The following is an 18,177-nucleotide window of genomic DNA, read 5'->3' as shown; positions in this document are numbered from 1 at the left end:
TGAACGTCCTGTGGGCGATGCTGCGTGACAAGAGGGAGTTCACCTCCGTCCCACCCGTCACGCAGACGGCTTGACACGGTCATTGAGATTCTCCTGGCTCATCGATCGGGCGGTCGGTGCGGCGTCGGGCATGGCCCGCAGTGAGTGCACGGCGGAGAACAGCAGCGGCAGCCCGGCGAGGACGCTGCCCGCACCGGCGAGCCAGAGGGCGCCGCGCAGTCCGAGCGGGCCGACCAGTGCGCCTCCGAGGAAGGTCCCGACGGGGATGACGCCCCAGACCACGAACCGCAGCGTCGCCGTCATGCGCCCGCGCATCGGGGCCGGGGTGACGGACTGCCGCAGGCTGATCTGGTTGATGTTGAAGACGGAGCCGCACAGCCCGGCCAGGGCCATCGCGACCGCCAGGACGGGCATCGCGGTGCCCGGGGTGGCCAGCGGCAGCAGCAGGATGGTGCCGCCCAGCCCGAAGGCGGCCCAGGTGAGCGACGGCCCGACACCGAGGCGCCGCACCACCCGGCCGTTGGCGAGCGAGCCGAGCAGTACGCCTGCGTTCGCGATCGCGAGCGCGGTGCCCAGCCCGGCCGGCGAGAGCCGCAGGTCACGGACCGCGTAGAGCACCAGGATCGCCTGGACCATTCCGAACAGGCCGAAGAGGTTGGCGATTCCCGCGCTCAGCGCTATCGGGCGCAGCAGCCGATGCCGGAACACGTAGCCGAGGCCGTCCTTGACCTCCGCCACCAGTCCCCGCCGGACCGCATCGCGGATCGGGCGCTCCTCCACCCGCACCAGCAGGAGCAGGGCCGCCGACCCGGCGTAGCCGAGCGCGTTGGCGAGCACGGCGAGCGGCGCGGTCAGCAGCTGGACGAGGAATCCGCCGGCGCCGGGGCCGGCCAGCTGACCGGCGGTCTCGGACAGCTGCAGTTTGGTGTTGGCCTCGACGAGCTGCTCCTCGCCGACCAGGGTCGGCAGGAAGGACTGTGCCGCCAGGTCGAAGAAGACCGTCATGACCCCGACCGCGAAGGCGACCGGATACAGCATCCACAGGTGCAGAACCCCGCAGAGCGCGGCCGCCGGCACGGTCAGCAGGACCGCGCAGCGGACCAGGTCTGCTGCGATCATGACGGGCCGTCGGCGCGTCCGGTCCACCCATGCCCCGGCCGGCAGGCCGACCACGAGGAACGGCAGGTACTGCACGGCGGCCAGCAGTCCCACCTGGAACGGGGTGGCTCTCAATGCCGTCACGGCCGCCAGGGGCAGCGCGAGTTCGGAGATCTGGGCGCCGAGCACGCTGACCGTCTGGGCTGCCCACAGCCGTCGGAAGCCCTGGTGGCGCAACAGTCCCGGCGGAGGGGCCGGTTGCGTCATCGGGCGGCCGCCCGTTCACGTGTGCTCTTCGGCCGGAGGTCGCTCCACAGGCCGTCGATCAGGGCGAGGCAGTCCGCTTTGCTGCCCCGTCCGCCCGTCCGCTCCCACCCGGCGGGCAGCGCCCGCCCGGCCGGCCAGACGGAGTACTGCTCCTCGGTGTTGCGGACCACCTCGTAGGTCCGGTCGTCGTCGTCCTCGAACATGGCTGTCCCTCGGGTCGGTGTGTCGCATGACGGTTCAGGCCGGTTGCCGGGCGGCGTCGATCACCCGGGCCAGTCGGCGCGGAGCGGGGGCGGTGAAGACCTGCTTGACGGTGATGTGCACGCCGAAGGCCGCGCGGACGGCAGAGGCGAGTTGAACGGCGATCAGCGAGTCCCCGCCCAGGTCGAAGAAGTCGTCCTGCGCCGCCACGTGCTCCAGCCCGAGCAGTTGACCGAAGATCCGGGCGAGCTGTGTTTCGGTGTCGCCGTCCTGTGCGGGCTTCGGGACGGTCGGCGAGGGCCGGGCGGTGACGGTCGCCGTGGGCCGGGCGCTGACGGTCGGCGTGGGGTTGTCGGCAGGGAGCGGTGAGTACCGCTGCGGGCTGAACGGGTAGGTCGGCAGCGGAGTCCGGCCCGGCCGGGGGCCTTCGTGCAGCCGCGGCCAGTCGAGCTCGACGCCGGCCGCCCACAGCTGTCCGGCGGCGGCCAACGAGGTCCGCAGGGCGGACTGCTCGCCGGCAGGGTGCGGCAGGCTCGGCAGCGCCAGGTGGCCCTCAGTGCGGGCCGGGTGTCGGCGGGCCAGTGTCGTCAGGGTCAGGCCGGGGCCGACTTCGAGCAGGATCCGGCCGGGCTCGGCGAGCAGGGTGGCGAGGGTGTCGCCGAAGCGCACCGCCCGGCGCATGTGGGCGGTCCAGAACTCGACGCCCGGAACGCGGTCCGTGCGGACCCACTCCCCGGTGGTGTCCCCGACCCAGGGGATCGAAGGCGCCTTGAGGTCGAGTTCGGCGACCACGGAGGCGAACCGGTCGAGGATCGGCTCCACCAGAGCGCTGTGTCCGGCGGCGGCAATGCGCAGCAGGCGCGCGTCGACACCGTCCTCCGTCAGCCGGGCGAACACCGCGTCGACCGCCCCCCGCGGCCCGGACACGACGCACTGGTTGGGTCCGTTGACGGCCGCAAGCTCCAGGCCGTCGCGGAGGAGTACGGTGACGTCGCGCTCGGCCAGCGGCACGGCCAGCATCGCCCCGACGGGCAGGCTCTGAAGCAGCCTGCCGCGCTCGGCGACCAGCCGCAGCGCGTCGGGCAGGCAGAGCACACCGGCCACGCACGCGGCGGCGAAGGCACCGAGGCTGTGTCCGGCGACAGCCGCCGGCCGTACCCCTCGCTGCTCCCACATCCGGGCGAGCGCGTACTCCACCACGAAGACGGCCGGCTGGGCCACGCTCATGTCGCGCAGCGACACTTCGGCCGCCGCGAGCTGCTGCTCGCCGGCCGGGTACAGGACCGCCCGCAGGTCCAGGCCGAGCGTGGGCGCGAGCTGCGCGCAGCACGCGTCGACCTCGGCACGGAAGACCGGGTCGTTCTCGTACAGTTCGCGGCCCATGCCGACGTGCTGTCCGCCCTGACCGGGGAAGACGAACGCCACCGGCCGGCCGCCGCCCACGGGCGGGTGGTCGAAGGTGCCGGCCCCGGTCAGTGCTTCGATCGCCTCGGTGTGGTCGGCGGCCACGGCGAACCGGCGGTGCGCGAAGGCGCGGCGGCCGGTCTGCAGCGTCCAGGCCGTGTCGGCCAGGTCCCGGCCGGGGTCGGCGGCGCCGGCGGCCTGCCGTTGCAGGTGCTCGGCGAGCCTGGCGGCGGCGCGGTCCAGTTCGGGGGCGGTCCGGGCGGACAGCACCAGCAGACGGCTCGCGGGCGCGGCGGGCGGGCGAGGTCGCGCGGGCGGCTCCTCCAGGATCGCGTGCGCGTTGGTGCCTCCGATCCCGAACGAGCTGACCCCGGCCCGGCGGGGACCGTCGGGGCACCACCGGTACGGTTCGGTGTTCACCACGAACGGGCCGTCCGCGAAGGGGATCTCGGGGTTGGGTGCGGTGTAGTGCAGGCTCGGCGGGATCAGGCCGTGCTGGACGGCCAGCACCGCCTTGATGAAGCCCGCCACCCCGGCGGCCGCGTCGGTGTGGCCGATGTTGGTCTTCACCGATCCGATCCGGCAGAACCCGCGCCGGTCGGTGCCGCGCCGGAAGGCCCGGGTCAGCGCCGCCAGTTCGATCGGGTCCCCCAGCGGCGTCCCGGTCCCGTGCGCCTCGACGTAGCCGATGCTGTCCGGCTCGACGTCGGCCACCAGGTGGGCCGCGCGGATGACCTCGGCCTGGCCGGCCACTCCCGGAGCGGTGAAGCCCACCTTGTCCGTGCCGTCGTTGTTCACCGCGGTGCCGCGCAGGACGGCACGGATGTGGTCGCCGTCCTGAAGTGCGTCGGCGAGCCGTTTGAGGACCACGATGCCGACACCGTTGCCCGCAACGGTCCCGCGGGCCCGGGCGTCGAAGGCCCGGCAGCGGCCGTCGGGCGAGATGACACCGCCCTCGGCGTACTCGGGCAGGCGCGCCGGGACGTTGACACTGGCCCCGCCGGCCAGAGCCAGGTCGCACTCGCCGGACAGCAGCGCCTGCGCGGCGAGATGAACGGCGACCAAGGAGGTGGAGCAGGCGGTCTGCACCGTCACCGCCGGCCCGGTGAGACCGAGCCGGTGGGCTGCCCGCGACGTGAGGAAGTCGATGCCGGTCGCCAGCCGCAGCTGCCACTCGCTGACCGGGCCGAGCCGGTCGCGGTGGGCCGTCAGCGTCTCCAGGTAGCCGGTCTGGCTACTGCCCGCGTACACGCCGACCGGCCCGGCACAGGACCGGGCGTCGTACCCGGCGTCCTCCAGCGCCTCCCAGGCGCAGGTCAGGAACAGCCGCTGCTGCGGGTCGAGGATCAGCGCCTCGCGCGGCGAGTAGCCGAAGAACGCCGCGTCGAACTCGTCCGCGTCCTCCAGTACTCCGAGCGCGGGAACGTACTCGGGATTGGACGGGTCGCCGGGGAAGCGGGTGACCGTTTCTGCGCCCTTGACCAGGTTGTCCCAGAACTCCCCGAGGTCACGCGCTCCGGGATACCGCCCGGCCATCCCGACGACGGCGAGGAAGGGGCTGTCCGGGCCCACCGGCTGTGCCGCCTGCGTCATCGGGCACCCCCGGCGCTCCGGCGTGCGGCACGGCGCTGCTGGAGCCGGGCGTACCCGCTGCGGCGCTCATCGGCACGCTCGTCACCGAGCGCGCCGACGGCCGGCCCGGAGCCGTCGCGCAGATGGGCGGCGAGCCTGCGGATGGTCGGATGGGCGAAGAGCGCGACGCCGGGAACCCGGCGTCCCAGTGCCCTGCTGAGCTTGCGCTGCACCTGGACGAGCAGCAGCGAGTGCCCGCCGATCTCGAAGAAGCCGTCGTCCGGCCCCACCTGGCCGACCCGCAGCACCTCACGCCACACGGCCGCTATCTGCTCCTCCAGGCCGGTCAGCGCCACCGCCTGCGGCGCGCCGGACGTGGCGCGGCCGGACGCGGTGGTGTCGGGCGCGGTGTCGCCGGCGGTCGGCATCGGCACCGGGAGCGCCCTGTGGTCGATCTTGCCGTTCGCGGTCAGCGGCAGCTCGTCGAGCACCACGTAGGAGGCCGGGACCATCGCGGCCGGCAGACTCGTGGCCAGATGGGCGCGCAACTGCGACGACTCGACCTCGGCGGCGACCACGTAGGCGACCAGCCGCTTGCCGTCCGCCTCGTCGTCCACCGCCCGCACGTGCGCCTGACGCACCGCCGGGTGCGTGCACAGGGCCGCACTGATCTCCGCCGGTTCGACCCGCCGGCCGCGGATCTTCACCTGGTCGTCGGCCCGACCGACGAAGGCCAGGGCACCGTCGGCGCGCAGCACCACGAGGTCGCCGGTGCGGTAGAGCCGCCCGCCCGGCGTCTCGCCGAACGGGTCCGGCACGAAACGGTCGGCGGTCAGCCCCGGCTCCCCCAGGTACCCGCGAGCCAGCACCGCCCCACCCACGTACAGCTCGCCCCGGGTGCCCGCCGCAACCGGCTCCAGACCGGCGTCGAGCACGTACGCCCGCGCCCCGGCCAGCGGCCGCCCGATCGGCAGCACCTCCCCGTCGGGCATCGGCTCCCCGGTGAACGCCTGGAGCGTGACGGTGATGGTGGTCTCCGTCAGACCGTAGGCGTTGACCACGGGCACCGGGGTGTGCCCTCGCCAGCCGGCCAGCGTACGGGTGTGCCCGGTGTCGCTGCCCACCACCAGGAGCCGCAGGGCCTCGGGCACCTCCCGCGGTTCGGCGTCGAGATCGCGGACCCACTGGTCCCAGTACGGCGTCGGCAGGTTGGCCACCGTGACCCGCTCACGGCACAGGTGCTCCTCCAGCTCCGCGGGCGACGGCACCGGATCGGGCGCCACCACCACCCGGGCGCCGGCCAGCAGAGTCGGGAACACCTCCTCGCCGAACACGTCGAACCCCGGAGCGGCGAACTGCAGCACCCGATCGGCTGCGGTCAGGTCGAAGGCCGCGCCGACGGCAACCGCGTGGTTGGCCAGCGACCCGTGGGTGACGGCCACCGGCTTGGGGCGCCCGGTCGAACCCGAAGTGAAGATCACATAGGCGAGGTCGCCGGGGGCAACCTCCACCGCCGGGTTCTGCGCGGAGCGCCCGGCCGGCCCGCCGGCAGCCGGGTCGACCACCTGGACCCCGTCACAGTCCTCGGCCCCCTCACAGCCCTCGGGCCCGATCAGCAGGGCGACACCGGCGGCCTCCAGCTGGTACCTGCGGCGCTCGGCCGGCAGCGCAGGGTCGAGCGGCAGGTAGGCGGCACCGGACTTCAGCACGGCCAGCACCGCCGTCACCAGTTCACGCCCGCGCGGCAGGTTCACCGCGACCACGCTCTCGGCGCCCGCACCACGCTCCACCAGCACTCCGGCCAAGCGGTTGGCGGCAGCGTCAAGCCCCGCATACGTCACGCACCCGTCGCGGTCGACGACAGCCACCGCATCAGGACTGGTCCCTACCCGCTCCTCGAACAGCTGCGGTACGCAGACCACGGCACGCAGACCGCCCGGTGAGAGTGCGGTAGCGGCTCGGCTCTCATCCTCTTGACTCAGTTCGGGCCTCACGAGGCCAACTCCTCTCCAAAACGGCGCGCGTAGCAGTCCACCGGACACCGGACGGGCGCAGGCCCCGGCCGTGCGGTCCGCCCGAAGCGCACTCGCCCCGACCGGGCGGGGATCCAGGAAACTCACGGGGAGACCGGTCGGGGTCATTTGCGGGCCGTCGACGTCACGGCAGCTGTGGACAGCTGCTGTCGGGCTTTCAAACGATCAGCGAGGTTGCTGCGAGAAGTGTGGGAAGCGCCGGTAGACATCCGATGGACGAGCACGCCGAACGCTCCCACCAGTACCGAGGCCGGAGTCCATGACCCGGGTGCAGAGCAGGCGTCTCGGCTCTCGGCGGGGGCGGCGGGCCGGTCTGCTTGCCGGGAATCGGATCGCCATCGACGGGGTTGGTGGGGGATGAACCGTTATTGGAGGGCCATGAGAGCGATTCAGGTGTACGAAGTGGGCGGTCCCGAGGTGCTGCAGGAGGCCGAGCTGGAGCAGCCGCGGCCGGGTCCGGGCGAGGCGATCGTGGAGGTCGCCGCATCCGGGGTCAACTTCCTCGACGTCTACCACCGCGAAGGCCGGTACAGCCTCCCGCTGCCCTTCACCCCGGGCACTGAGGGCGCCGGCACGGTCGTCGAAGTCGGACCCGGCGTCGCTGACGTGGCAGTCGGGGACCGGGTCGGTTGGGTGGAGATTCCCGGCACATATGCCGAGCGGGCCGTCGTGGACTCCTCCCGGCTGGTGCCGCTGCCCGACGATATCGGCTTCGAGACGGCCGCCGCCGTGCTCCTCCAAGGCATGACCGCGCACTACCTCGTCAAGGACGCCTACCCGGTTCAGGGGGGCGACACGGTGCTCGTGCATGCGGCTGCCGGTGGCATGGGGCTGCTATTGACCCAGCTCATCACCCATCTCGGCGGCAGGGTGATCGGCACGACGTCGACCACGGCGAAAGCCGAGCTGGCGAAGCGTGCCGGGGCCGCTGAGGTGATCCTTTCCTCCGCAGTCGACGATCTCGCAGCCGAGGTGAGGCGGCTCAACGGCGGTCAGGGACTGCCGGTTGTCTTCGACGGCGTCGGCGCGCACACCTTCGATGCGAGCCTCGCCAGCCTGCGAACCCGCGGCCATCTCGTGCTCTTCGGCGCGGCGAGTGGTGCCGTGCCTCCGTTTGATCCGATTCGGCTCGCCCACGGCGGTTCGCTGACCCTGATCCGGCCCAGCCTCGGGCACTTCATCGCCGATCGGTCCGAACTGCTCCGACGGGCCGCCGATGTGTTCGAGTGGGTGCGCTCCAAGGCGCTTGAGGTCACCGTAACGGGCCGCTACGCGTTGTCCGAGGCCGCCCGGGCCCACAGCGATCTGGAGGCTCGGCGTACCACCGGCAAACTGCTCGTCATACCCGATGCGGCCGCCGTTGGACGCCGCGAGGAGACGCAGAGCTGATCGCGGGTGACGAGGTCGGGGATCTTGAAGACTGAGATGTCGAGGGCATGGCCGACCGTCATCGCCGAGATCCCCGACAGCGTCAGGCACTCAGCAGGCCGAGATCAGGTTCTGGCGGGTTCCTGGCGCACCTGGGTCACACCCCTTCAAGATCCCTCAGTCGAGACCTGGCTCACCCGTCCACAACCTCCCGGGACAGAACACCCAGCCCACCGGGGGCCTCCGTCCTGACCTGAAAGCCTGTCACACCTTCACGGTGCTGAGGCTGGCCGGCGACCTCCTGGCCCACGGTCGGGCAGCGGGGCGTACCCGGGGTCCGGCAACGGAGTGGGGGACCGAGGTGGGACGGGGCTGTTCCCGGCCCCGGCCGCCGGTCAGCCTCCGCAACGTCCGGTCAGAAGTCCAGCACCTCGCGGTCGAGCGGGTACTGCGCACGGTGGGGGCCCTCGTACGGCGAGGGCGTGATCGGCAGGACACCGGTCGGTTGCAGGCCCAGGTTGTCGTCCCAGATCCGGGGTTCGACCTGTCCGAGGACGCGGAAGCTCCGGAAGGTGAACGGCGGGCTGTCGGTCGGGAAGAACTCGGCCGTGGTCATGACCTGGAAGTGCAGGTGGGGCGTGGTGGAGTTGCCGCTGTTGCCGATCAGTCCGAGGACCTGGCCGGGTTCGACGCAGTCGCCCTCCCGGACGTCGAGCGTGCCGGCTTCGAGGTGGGCGTAGAGCAGGTAGCGGCCCGGTGCGACTTCCAGGGTGATGTGGTTGCCGACGGTGTCCTCGATCGGCGGGACGGGCGGCGTGACGGGCGGCGGGTTGTCCGGGATCCCGTCCTGGACCTCCACCACTCTGCCGCCGGCCGCGGCCACGACCGGCTGGCGGTAGCTCAGGTAGCTGGTGAGCCGGGCGGGGTCGCCCTCCCAGGCCTGGCCCTGCTCGCCGAGCCGGTACCAGTCGATCGCGAAGCGCTGCGGCACGTCGAAGCGGCCGTTGATCGGGGCGAGTCCTCGCCGGTGGTGGGTGTTGCCGCAGCAGGACTCGCTGGCGTACCAGGTGCCGGGGCGGACGGGCGCGTTCAGGTTCAACGGCGCGGTGCGGGAGGTCGGGGTGGCCTGCACCGTCTCCTCGAACGCGGACGGGCCGGAGGGGGTCAGGACGGCACCCGAGAGGTGGTGTTCGAGGACCTCGGGCACCGGCTGACCGCGGTCGAGGGTCAGGTCGAGCCAGATGATCCACTGCTGGGAGCCCTGGATGACGGTCGGCGTGGGCCCCGGCGGCGCCGGGGTGTACGCGTCCGCACCGGGCAGGGGGTCGCCCACCGGATTGGCGGCGTCGGCCAGCGGCTGCCCGCTCAGCGAGCCGATGACCCGGTGGGTGCGGGCGTCCTGGACGTCGACCCGGTCGAGCCGCAGCGGGGTGCTGCTGGACAGTGCGCTCGTGGTGAGCAGTTCGTACGAGAGGTGCGTCCTGCCGTCCGTGGCGTCGAACGGCGTCGGCTCGGTCATCACCGCGGCCGTCAGCGGCGTGAACTGGGTGCCGGGTGCCAGGGCGGCCGCGCCGGTCCCGAATCCCGGTCCCGCGGCGGCCACCAGTACGGCGGACGCGAACACGGCGGCGGCGCGTCCGCGACGTCGAGGGCTGCGGACGGTGCGGTTGCGAGGGTCGCGCTCTGCCATTGTGCTCTTTCGTCCGTCAGGCCCGGGGCCGTGAACGACGCCGGTACGCCCCGCACCGCGGCGCAGGCTCATGTAACCGGGCGGCCCGCCGCTTCGGCCGGAGGCCGCCGAAGTCGGCTGCCGAACTACACCCGTCCAGCCGCATCGACAGCCCGACAGGCTGCCGGGGGACGGTGCCGAAGGCCCCGTGATGTCCGAGGCCGTGTACGGTGTCCGTCCGCCCGGCAGGCCGGTCGCTCTGCGGCGTGCTGTCAGTGCTGGTGGACGTGTTCCGTCGTCGTCATGAGCGGGCCTCCGTCGGCAGCGCCTGTTCGAAGCGCAGGTACCGGTCCACCGACCGGGCCAGGACCTCGTTGCCGTCGCTCGTGACGACGCGGTCCCACCACGCCCCGTAGATCCGCTCGAAGCGGTAGCCGGCGAGCAGTTCGCCGGCAGCGCGCACGGCGTCGGGGCGCTCCGGGATGTGGTTGGCGTAGCTGTACATGATCGTGACCCAGCGGCGGTCCGGGCAGACGTTGACCACGTCGCCGGTGAACAGCGCGCCCTCCCCCGTGTTCCGGTGCATGACCGTGCTGCCCGGGAAGTGGATTCCGGGGTTGATCAGCGTCAGTTCGTCGGTCAGCCGGTGGGTCCGGCCGTTCCAGAAGTGCAGGGCGGGGTCGGGGCGGCCGACCCACTGCCGGTCGGCCTCGTGCAGGTACACGGGTGCGTCGAAGGCGTGGGCCCACTCGACGACGGCGGAGTAGAAGTGCGGGTGGCTGACGACGATCGCGTCGATCCCGCCGGCCTTCTCCACCTCGCGGATCACCGCGTCGTCGAGGTAGGGCACGCAGTCCCACAGCACGTTGCCGCCGGCCGTGCGCACGAGCAGGGCCCGCTGGCCGATGGCGAAGGAGGGGGTGCAGCCGATGCCGAGCACGTCGGGGCCCTGCTCCTCGAAGCGTCCCTCGTGGCCCTCGGCGCGCAGTTCGGCGAGGCTGGTCCACTGCTGGCCGTCGGCCCCGACGTACTGGCGTTCGTCCAGGCAGACCGGGCAGTCGGGGCGGGTGGCGGCGTACTGGGTGCCGCAGGTGCGGCAGATGGGCAGGGTGGAGCCGGTGAGGTCAGCCACGGTCGCCTCCCGTCAGCTCGGCCGGCGCGGCCAGCTCGGTCAGGACGTACGGTCGGCTGGGCCGCCAGCCCAGCTCGGTGACGGCGCGGCGCCCGGACACGACCTGGTTCAGCGCCAGGGCCTCGGCGAACGGGGCGCCCACGACGTCGGCCGCCTGGTCCTGCGGCCAGGTCTCGGCCCGGCCGGTGCCCCCCGCGGCGATGTCGGTGGCGGCGGCGAGCGCGGCGACCGGCACGGCCTCGTGGGCCACGCCGTGCAGCACGCTGCCCGGCTCGGCCTTGGTCAGGGCCAGCACGAACAACTCGGCGAGGTCGTCCACGTGCACCATCGGCCAGCGGGTGGCCGGCGAGCCGACGTACCGGCCGGTGCCGTGCTCCTTCGCCCAGCCGGTCATCAGGCCGGGTATGCCGCCGCCGTGGCCGTACACGATGCCGGGCCGCAGCACCACGGCGCGCACGTCCCCGGCGGCGGTCGCCAGGACGCGCTGCTCGATGCGCGGGCGGTAGCCGACGATGGCGATCGCGTCCGTGGCGGCGTCCTCGTCGACCGCGGTGTCCCCGGTGGCGCCGAGCACCCACACACCGCTGGTGTACACGAACGCCCGCCCGGTGCCGCGCAACCGCTCGGTCAGCGCGTCCACGGCCGCCGCGTCCGCCGTCTCGTCGCCGGTCGGCGTGGCGAGGTTCAGCACGGCATCGATGTCATCGGTGACGGCGGCCCGCAGCGAGGCCGGGTCGCCCAGATCACCCACGCGCGACGCCGCGTCGGGGCCGAGCCGCCCGGCGTCCTTGACGAAGTGGACCACCTGGTGGCCGTCCGCCGTCAGCCGCCGTGTCACGGCGGACCCGACGTAGCCGGTGGAACCCAGTACGAGTACCTTCACGTTTCTTCCTTTCGAATGATCGACAGAGGTGCGCCAGCAGGGGGTTACGAGGGATCGACGGTGTTCCGCAGCAGTTCCGCGGCCACCGTCGCGCCGTCGGTGCGGATCGCGGCGGCCAGGTCCCTCGCCCGTGCGCGGGTGCCGGGGGTCAGGGCCTCGCCGAGCGCGGCGGACAGGGAGTCGAAGGTCAGCGTCGGACCCTCGTGCAGCACGCCGATACCCAGCTCGGCCACCCGGCCGGCCCAGTACGGCTGGTCCGCCATCTGGGGCACCACGACCTGGGGTGCACCGGCCCGGGCGGCCGTCGTCGTGGTACCGGCGCCGCCGTGGTGCACCACGGCGGCGACCCGGCCGAACAACGCCTGGTGGTTGACCTCGCCGACCGGGAAGCAGTCGCCGTCCTCGTCGGTCGACGCCAGGTCGGCCCAGCCGCGGGAGAGGAGGATGCGGTGTCCCCGGGCGCGGACCGCCTCGACGGCCGCGCGGGCGACCTCCGGCGCGTCACGCACGGGCATGCTGCCGAAGCCCACGTAGACGGGTGGTCCACCGGCGTCCAGGAAGGCCTCCAGCTCGGCCGGGAGGGGCCGTTCGTCCGGCCGGATCCATGCCCCGGTCTGCACCACGTCGAGGTCCGCCGACTGTGGCCACGGGCTGAGCAGCGGGTCGGCCGCCAGCCACGGACGGTCGGTGAGGACGTGGTCGCGGACGTCGTCCACCGGCGGCAGGCCGATGGCCGCCCGGTGGGTGTCGATCGCCTCGCCGAACAGCGCGTTCAGGTGTTCCGCGTTCTGGTCCCAGAGCACCCGGTTGTCGGTCTCGTCCGGCGGGAGCGGCCGGCCCGGCCACGCGAGCGGCGGGTGGTGCGGCGACGGCAGATAGCTCGGGAAGAAGGCGACGAACAGGTAGGGGATGCCCAGTTCCTCGGCCGCCGCGCGGGCAGCGGCGGCTGCCGGGATCAGACCGGTCGCCACCACTGCGTCGCATCCCTCGGCTGCCGCCGCGACGGATTCGTACGTGGCGGCGACCATCCGGGCCGCGCGCTCGGACAGGCTCTCCGCCGGGGGCTTCGCCGTGCCGGTCACCGCCTCGGTCGCCGTCTCGCGCAGCGACCGGCCGAGCGGCACCAGGGGGATGCCGACGCCGTCCGACAGCTCCGCGAAGTCCGGTGGGGCGCACACTCGTACCTCGGCGCCGAGGTCGCGCAGGGCGGTGCCGAGTCCGAGCATCGGCTCGACGTCGCCGCGCGAACCGTACGCCACCAACAACACACGCATGTCCTGACTCCCGATGGTGTCCGTGGATTCGGCCTCGCCCGGCCGGCTGCCGTCCGAGGTCTTGCTGTAGCCGAGGGCCTCGACGATCAGGCCGTCCCGGACGAGGGTGAGCGTCACGCCGCGGACCGTGTCGGCCGGGCCGTCGCCGAAGCGGCACCGCCAGCGGACGGTCGCCCGCTCACCGGTGATGACGACGGCCTCCGGCTCGTACTGCCTGGTTCGGTTCTCGGCGAGTGCCCGGCACAACTGCAGGCACGCGGCGCGGCCTTCGTAGCGGGCCCCGTCGGGGGCGGGCTGTTTCGTCTCCATCACGCAGTCGTCGGCGAGCAGGTCGACGAGCAGCGAGACGTCGTGGTGGATGAAGGCGCGGTTGAAGCGGTGGACGACGTCGGCCGTGGTGCGGAACGACATGCTGCCTCTTCCCGGGCCGTCAGGCCGGACCGGTGATCGCGTGTTCCGCGGCGCGGCTGACGTGTTCCCACGCCGCCCAGGTGTCCGCCCTGGTACGGGCGATGTCGAAGGCGAGGTCGTAGACCATGCTTCCCAGGAGGAGGCGCAGCGGCGGCTCGTCGCTGTCGACCAGCTCGATGAGCGCGGCCGCGGCGAGCTTCGGATCGCTGTCGACCGAGCCCTCGGCGAACTGCTCGGCCAGCTTCTCCCGGAGCGGCGCGTACGCCTCCAGGGGGCTGGTGCTGTGCATCGCGGTGTAGAGGTCGGTCCAGTAGCCGCCGGGCTGGAGGATGCTCACCTTGGCCCCGAAGGAGGCGGCCTCCGCGGCGAGGGCTTCGCTGAGGCCTTCCAGGGCGAACTTGCTGGCGCTGTACAGGCCGGTGCTGGGGAAGCCGCCCAGGGCGGCGATGCTGGAGACCTGCACGAGGTGACCGGAGCGCTGTTCGCGCAGCACGGGCATGACGGCCTGGCTCACCCAGAGCGCGCCGAAGAAGTTGACGTCCAGCTGGGCGCGCGCCTCGGCTTCGGTGAACTCCTCGACCATGCCCATCGAGAGCATTCCGGCGTTGTTGACGACGATGTCGAGCCGTCCGAAGTGGCCGACCGCCTCGGCGACGGCGGCGAACACGGCGTCCCGGTCGGTCACGTCCAGCGTGAGGGGCAGGACCCGGCCGGGGTGGGCGCTCGCGAGCTCGTCCAGCGCGGTCGTGGTGCGGGCGGCGACCACGATGCGGTCGCCGGCCGTCAGGGCCGCCTCGGCGAAGGCGCGGCCGAGACCGCGGCTGGCGCCGGTGATGAACCAGACGCGGCTGGTGGGTCGGGCGGGGGTGTGCATGGCGGTGCTCCTGTCTTCGGGAGATCGTGAGGGTGTGGGTGGCCGGGCGGACGCGGCACGCTGTTCAGGCGCGCGGGGCGGACGCGGCACGCTGTTCGGGCACGCCGGGCGGACGCGGCACGCTGTTCGGGCACGCCGGGCGGACGCGGCACGCTGTTCGGGCACGCCGGGCGGACGCGGCACGCTGTTCAGGCGCGCCGGGCGCTCCGGACGGCGAGAACGGTGAGGAGGGCGAAGAGGGCCCCGGCCGTCAGGACAGCGCTCGTGCCGAGGCCGGTGGCGACGGCTCCGCCGAGCAGGGCACCGAGGGCGATGGCCAGGTTGTAGACGGAGGTGTTCAGGGCGGTGGCCGCCTCGGCCGAGTCGGGTGCCGCCTTGAGGATCCACGTCTGGACGCCGACGGGCACGCCGCCGAAGGCCAGCCCCCAGCCCAGCAGCAGCAGGGTCCCGCCGACCGGGGTGCGGCCGGCGAGGGGAAAAACCGCGAGAACCGCGGTGAGCAGGACGCTGAGGGTGACGATGGTCGCGCGGACGTTCCGCTCCGCGGCCGCGCCGGCGAGGAAGTTGCCCAGGATGCCGGCGACGCCGAAGCCGAGCAGGAGCGGGCCGATCGCGCCCTGGCCGATCCCCGAGACGGTCCGCAGGATCGGGCTGACGAAGGTGAAGGCGGCGAAGTGGCCGCCGACCAGGAGGAACGTGGCGATGACGCCGGCGCGCACCACGGGGTGGCGGAACTGCTGCGGCAGGGTGCGCAGTCGGACGACCTGTCGGGCGGGCATCGAAGGCAGCAGGAAGAGCAGGCCCACCAGCACGAGGAGGCCCAGTGCGCCCGCGACCACGAACGCGGTGCGCCAGTCCGCGAGGCCGCCGATCAGCGTCCCGGCCGGTACGCCCAGGACGTTGGCCGCCGTGGCGCCGCCGAAGACCACCGACATGGCCCGGGGGACGAACCGGTCCGGCACCAGCCGCACGGCGAGTCCGGCGGCGAGCGACCAGAAGCCGCCGATGCTGATCCCGATGAGGAAGCGCGCGCCCAGCAGGACGGTGAAGTCGGGTGCCACGGCCGACAGTCCGTTGGCCAGGACCATCAGGGTGATCAGGCCGATCAGCGCGACGCGCCGGTCGAGCCGTCCGATCGCCACCGGGAGCAGCGGCGCCGTGACGGAGGCGACCAGGCCGGGGACGGTCACCATCAGGCCCGCGGTGCCCTCGGAGACGTGGAGGTCTCCCCCTACGAGGGGAAGCAGCCCCACCGGCAGCGACTCGACGGTCACCAGCGCGAAGGTCCCGACCGCCATGGTGACGACGGCGAGCCAGCTCGTGAGAGGCACCCGGTCGCCGCCCGACGTGGCGGGTGGCTTCTCGGCGTCGACGATGGTCATGGCACTCCGGTCCGGTAGGGGTTGGGTTCTGCTGACGATCCTTCAGTCGATCGGCGAACCCATCAACGTCCAAGATCAGTAAGATCCGATAAATCGTGCTTATGACGGGGGGTTCGGCAGCATGGAGATGCGCGAGATCGAGATATTCCTGACCTTGGCGGAGGAGCTGCACTTCGGCAGAGCAGCCGCCCGGCTGCACCTCACCCAGGCGCGGGTCAGCCAGGTGATCGCCCGTCAGGAGCGGCAGATCGGGGGTCTGCTGTTCGACCGCTCCAACCGCCGCCAGGTCCGTCTGACCCCCCTCGGCCGGCAGCTGTGCGCCGATCTGCGGCCGGTCCACACGCACCTGCGGGACAGCCTCGAACGTGCCCGGTTGGCCGCCCGCGGCAAGTCCGCACGTCTGCGGGTCGGCATGATGCCCTTCAACGTGCCCGACCTGCACCACTACTGGGAGGGGTTCCGCTCCCGCCACCCCGAGTGGGAGCTGCAGATCCGCAGGGCGCCGTACGTCGAACCGTTCGAGCGGCTCCGCGACGGCGACATGGACGTCTTCGTCACCTGGCTACCGGTGGACGAGCCCGATCTCGCCACTGGCCCGGTCCTCTTCCACGACCCTCGTGTGCTGGCTGTCGCCGCGGACCACGAACTCGCCGGACGAAGCCAGATCTCGGTCGAGGCGCTGGGGGACTTCGGCCATGCCATGCCCCCCGCGATGCCCGACTTCTGGGAGGACGGCTACCTCTCGTTCTACACGCCGCGGGGCAAGGAGATCGAACGCATCGAGTCGGCCACCAACGCCGATGAGCTGATCCATCTCGTTATCACCGGCGAGATCGTCCACCCCTTCCCGTCCCACGTCACCCGCTACTGGTCCATGTCCCATGTGCAGTTCGTCCCCATTCCCGAGATGGGGACGATCCCCTACGGCCTGGTGTGGCGCCGCGACACCGAGAACGAGCTCATCCGGGCCCTCGCCCGGACCGTCCGCGACATCGGCGCGCTGCACTTCTGAGCGCATCCGAGCGCCTGTGAGGGCAGGCCGACGCCGGCTGCCGGTGCTCCGGCAGCGGTCCGGCGTGGTGCCACGGACAGGATCCGCAGGACAACACCGCGGGTGCCGGCGCCCCCCTGGGGAGCCGGCACCCGGGGTCGGCGGCGTCAGTAGACGAGGATGTCCCAGTGGCTGCCCTCGTTGCAGTAGAGGTTGCCCGAGGCGGCCTTCCACTGCGGGTAGCCGTCGCCGCGGTAGCCGATGTAGGTGAAGCTGTTCTGGATGTAGCCGTCGATGCAGGAGCTGCGGGAGATGTCGACCTTGTAGCCGTTGTAGTGGCTGTAGGTGCCGGAGGCGTGGCCCACCTCGGTCCCGCCCGTGATGTTGATGGCGCAGCCGCTGGCCTGCTTGAGGGTGATGACGGCGCTCACCGTGCCCGAGTTGATCTGCTCGAACGAGGTGCAGGTGGAGTTGGACCTGGTGGTGCAGCCACCGCTGGAGCTCCAGGTGATGCCGGCGTTCCTGAACTGGGCGGCGGCCGTCGCCTGCGACAGCTTGGTGCCGCTGGCGCCGGCCGTGGGCGCCGAGAGGGCGAGGCCGGCCAGGGCCAGGGCGACGACGGTGGCGGCGGTGCGTGGCTTCATCTGCATCTCCCGGTGAGTTGGTGTTCCTCCGACTCGACCTCCGCCCTCCTGCCGCGCCCCGGTGGGCGGGCGGGAGGGCGGGAGGTCCGGTGCCGGGCCCACGGAACCGGCCCGGACGAAAGGGTCGTACGCAGTGCTGTGACGCGGCCGTGCTTGTGACGCGACCGCGCTTGTGACGCGACCGTGCTCGTGAAGCGGCTGTGCTGTGAAACGGCAGTGCTCCGGCCGTGCTGTGACTCGGACGTGCTCCGGCGCGGGGCCGGCCGATCCGTCCGGCGCCACCGCCCTCGGTTCCCGGGGAACGGGGGCGGGCTTCGAGCGCCGGCATCGCACCAGGATGGCCCACCGCTGTCTATGCGAGTAGACCCCGGTCTGTGAATTTCGCGTGACGGGGAGCGGCCGTCGATGCATCATGACGGAATCCGTCGGCCGGGGCTTCGCCATTGACATGTCTCATAGCGGTTTCTGAAGCCGCCAGGCCACTGCCGCAGTTGTGAGCGGGCCCAAGCCACGCGGTAAGTGGTCATTTATGATCTTCTTTCGGAAATATTGAACTGTCAGCAACCAATAGCGGACATATGTAAGCGCCCGGAGTCCTGATGCGCTGGGGTGGAGCAGCACCGCCGGTACGGCAAGGCAAGGGAGCAGGCGTGGGCGACGTGGTGGGCCGGAGACCGGGCGAGGACACGGCTACGGGCCAGGGAACGGGCTGCCGAGGTGTCACGACGGCTGCCGGGACGGCGGTCGGGACGGTGGTCGGGACGGTGGAGGAACGCTTCCGTTCCTTGTTGGAGGCGGCGCCGGACGCGATGGTGATCACCGACGACGCGGGGACCATCACCCTGGTCAACGCCCAGACGGAGGCCCTGTTCGGATATCCGCGCAAGGAACTGCTCGGACGCTCCGTGGAGTTGCTGGTCCCTACGCGCTTCCGGGACCAGCACCACCGCCACCGCGACGAGTACGCCGCGAAC

The 18,177-nt window shown here is 72.4% G+C and carries 14 protein-coding genes and 1 pseudogene; 3 read left to right on the top strand and 12 right to left on the bottom strand.

All coding sequences use genetic code 11. The features are described from left to right. Positions 1-57: 57 nt before the first annotated feature. From ACZ7KX_RS36535 to ACZ7KX_RS36520, 4 genes are read right to left on the bottom strand one after another with little or no spacing between them, the layout of a single operon-like run. Complete coding sequence (locus ACZ7KX_RS36535) at positions 58-1,365, bottom strand: MFS transporter (protein WP_470330268.1); 1,308 nt, start codon at positions 1,363-1,365, stop codon at positions 58-60. Next, positions 1,362-1,568, bottom strand: coding sequence for an MbtH family protein (locus ACZ7KX_RS36530; RefSeq protein ID WP_470330267.1), 207 nt, complete (start codon positions 1,566-1,568; stop codon positions 1,362-1,364). Before ACZ7KX_RS36530 ends, ACZ7KX_RS36535 begins: the two co-directional genes overlap by 4 nt. A gap of 34 nt (positions 1,569-1,602) precedes the next feature. Continuing rightward, complete coding sequence (locus ACZ7KX_RS36525) at positions 1,603-4,563, bottom strand: type I polyketide synthase (RefSeq protein ID WP_470330266.1); 2,961 nt, start codon at positions 4,561-4,563, stop codon at positions 1,603-1,605. Beyond that, on the bottom strand, positions 4,560-6,683 hold the full coding sequence (locus tag ACZ7KX_RS36520) for a non-ribosomal peptide synthetase (RefSeq protein ID WP_470330265.1): 2,124 nt from the start codon (positions 6,681-6,683) through the stop codon (positions 4,560-4,562). Before ACZ7KX_RS36520 ends, ACZ7KX_RS36525 begins: the two co-directional genes overlap by 4 nt. Before the next feature lie 270 nt (positions 6,684-6,953). Here ACZ7KX_RS36520 and ACZ7KX_RS36515 point away from each other — a divergent pair, with 270 nt between their 5' ends. Then, positions 6,954-7,964 (top strand): quinone oxidoreductase family protein, encoded by a 1,011-nt coding sequence (locus ACZ7KX_RS36515; RefSeq protein ID WP_470330264.1) that lies wholly within the window; start codon positions 6,954-6,956, stop codon positions 7,962-7,964. Positions 7,965-8,358: 394 nt separating this feature from the next. On the opposite strand, the gene ACZ7KX_RS36510 is transcribed toward ACZ7KX_RS36515, so the two are convergent. The 7 genes and pseudogenes from ACZ7KX_RS36510 to ACZ7KX_RS36480 all read right to left on the bottom strand — a co-directional run bounded on the left by ACZ7KX_RS36510 (position 8,359) and on the right by ACZ7KX_RS36480 (position 15,568). After that, entirely contained in the window at positions 8,359-9,633 is a 1,275-nt protein-coding gene (locus tag ACZ7KX_RS36510; protein WP_470330263.1) for a M23 family metallopeptidase, read from the bottom strand. Positions 9,634-9,913: 280 nt separating this feature from the next. Beyond that, positions 9,914-10,744, bottom strand: coding sequence for an MBL fold metallo-hydrolase (locus ACZ7KX_RS36505; RefSeq protein ID WP_470330262.1), 831 nt, complete (start codon positions 10,742-10,744; stop codon positions 9,914-9,916). Next, positions 10,737-11,627, bottom strand: coding sequence for an NAD-dependent epimerase/dehydratase family protein (locus ACZ7KX_RS36500; protein ID WP_470330261.1), 891 nt, complete (start codon positions 11,625-11,627; stop codon positions 10,737-10,739). The genes ACZ7KX_RS36505 and ACZ7KX_RS36500 overlap by 8 nt, the downstream gene beginning before the upstream one ends. Before the next feature lie 44 nt (positions 11,628-11,671). Further along, positions 11,672-12,901, bottom strand: a complete 1,230-nt coding sequence (locus ACZ7KX_RS36495) for a glycosyltransferase (protein WP_470330272.1) — start codon at positions 12,899-12,901, stop codon at positions 11,672-11,674. 90 nt (positions 12,902-12,991) lie between these two features. Continuing rightward, positions 12,992-13,312 (bottom strand): annotated as a pseudogene (locus ACZ7KX_RS36490) (nuclear transport factor 2 family protein); the annotation flags it as partial. Between the two features lie 19 nt (positions 13,313-13,331). After that, complete coding sequence (locus ACZ7KX_RS36485; RefSeq protein WP_470330260.1) at positions 13,332-14,186, bottom strand: SDR family NAD(P)-dependent oxidoreductase; 855 nt, start codon at positions 14,184-14,186, stop codon at positions 13,332-13,334. A gap of 188 nt (positions 14,187-14,374) precedes the next feature. Beyond that, entirely contained in the window at positions 14,375-15,568 is a 1,194-nt protein-coding gene (locus ACZ7KX_RS36480) for an MFS transporter (protein ID WP_470330259.1), read from the bottom strand. Positions 15,569-15,689: 121 nt separating this feature from the next. On the opposite strand from ACZ7KX_RS36480, the gene ACZ7KX_RS36475 reads away from it, so the two are divergent. Then, positions 15,690-16,580: a LysR family transcriptional regulator gene (locus ACZ7KX_RS36475; RefSeq protein WP_470330258.1), complete on the top strand. Its 891-nt coding sequence runs from the start codon at positions 15,690-15,692 to the stop codon at positions 16,578-16,580. A gap of 146 nt (positions 16,581-16,726) precedes the next feature. On the opposite strand, the gene ACZ7KX_RS36470 is transcribed toward ACZ7KX_RS36475, so the two are convergent. Further along, positions 16,727-17,209, bottom strand: a complete 483-nt coding sequence (locus ACZ7KX_RS36470) for a hypothetical protein (RefSeq protein WP_470330257.1) — start codon at positions 17,207-17,209, stop codon at positions 16,727-16,729. A 644-nt stretch (positions 17,210-17,853) separates the two neighbouring features. On the opposite strand from ACZ7KX_RS36470, the gene ACZ7KX_RS36465 reads away from it, so the two are divergent. Further along, a partial coding sequence (locus ACZ7KX_RS36465) for a PAS domain S-box protein (protein ID WP_470330256.1) occupies positions 17,854-18,177 on the top strand: 324 nt, incomplete at its 3' end.

The sequence above is a fragment of the Kitasatospora sp. NPDC038210 genome (genome assembly GCF_055600605.1).
This window is presented reverse-complemented; position numbering and strand designations above follow the sequence as displayed.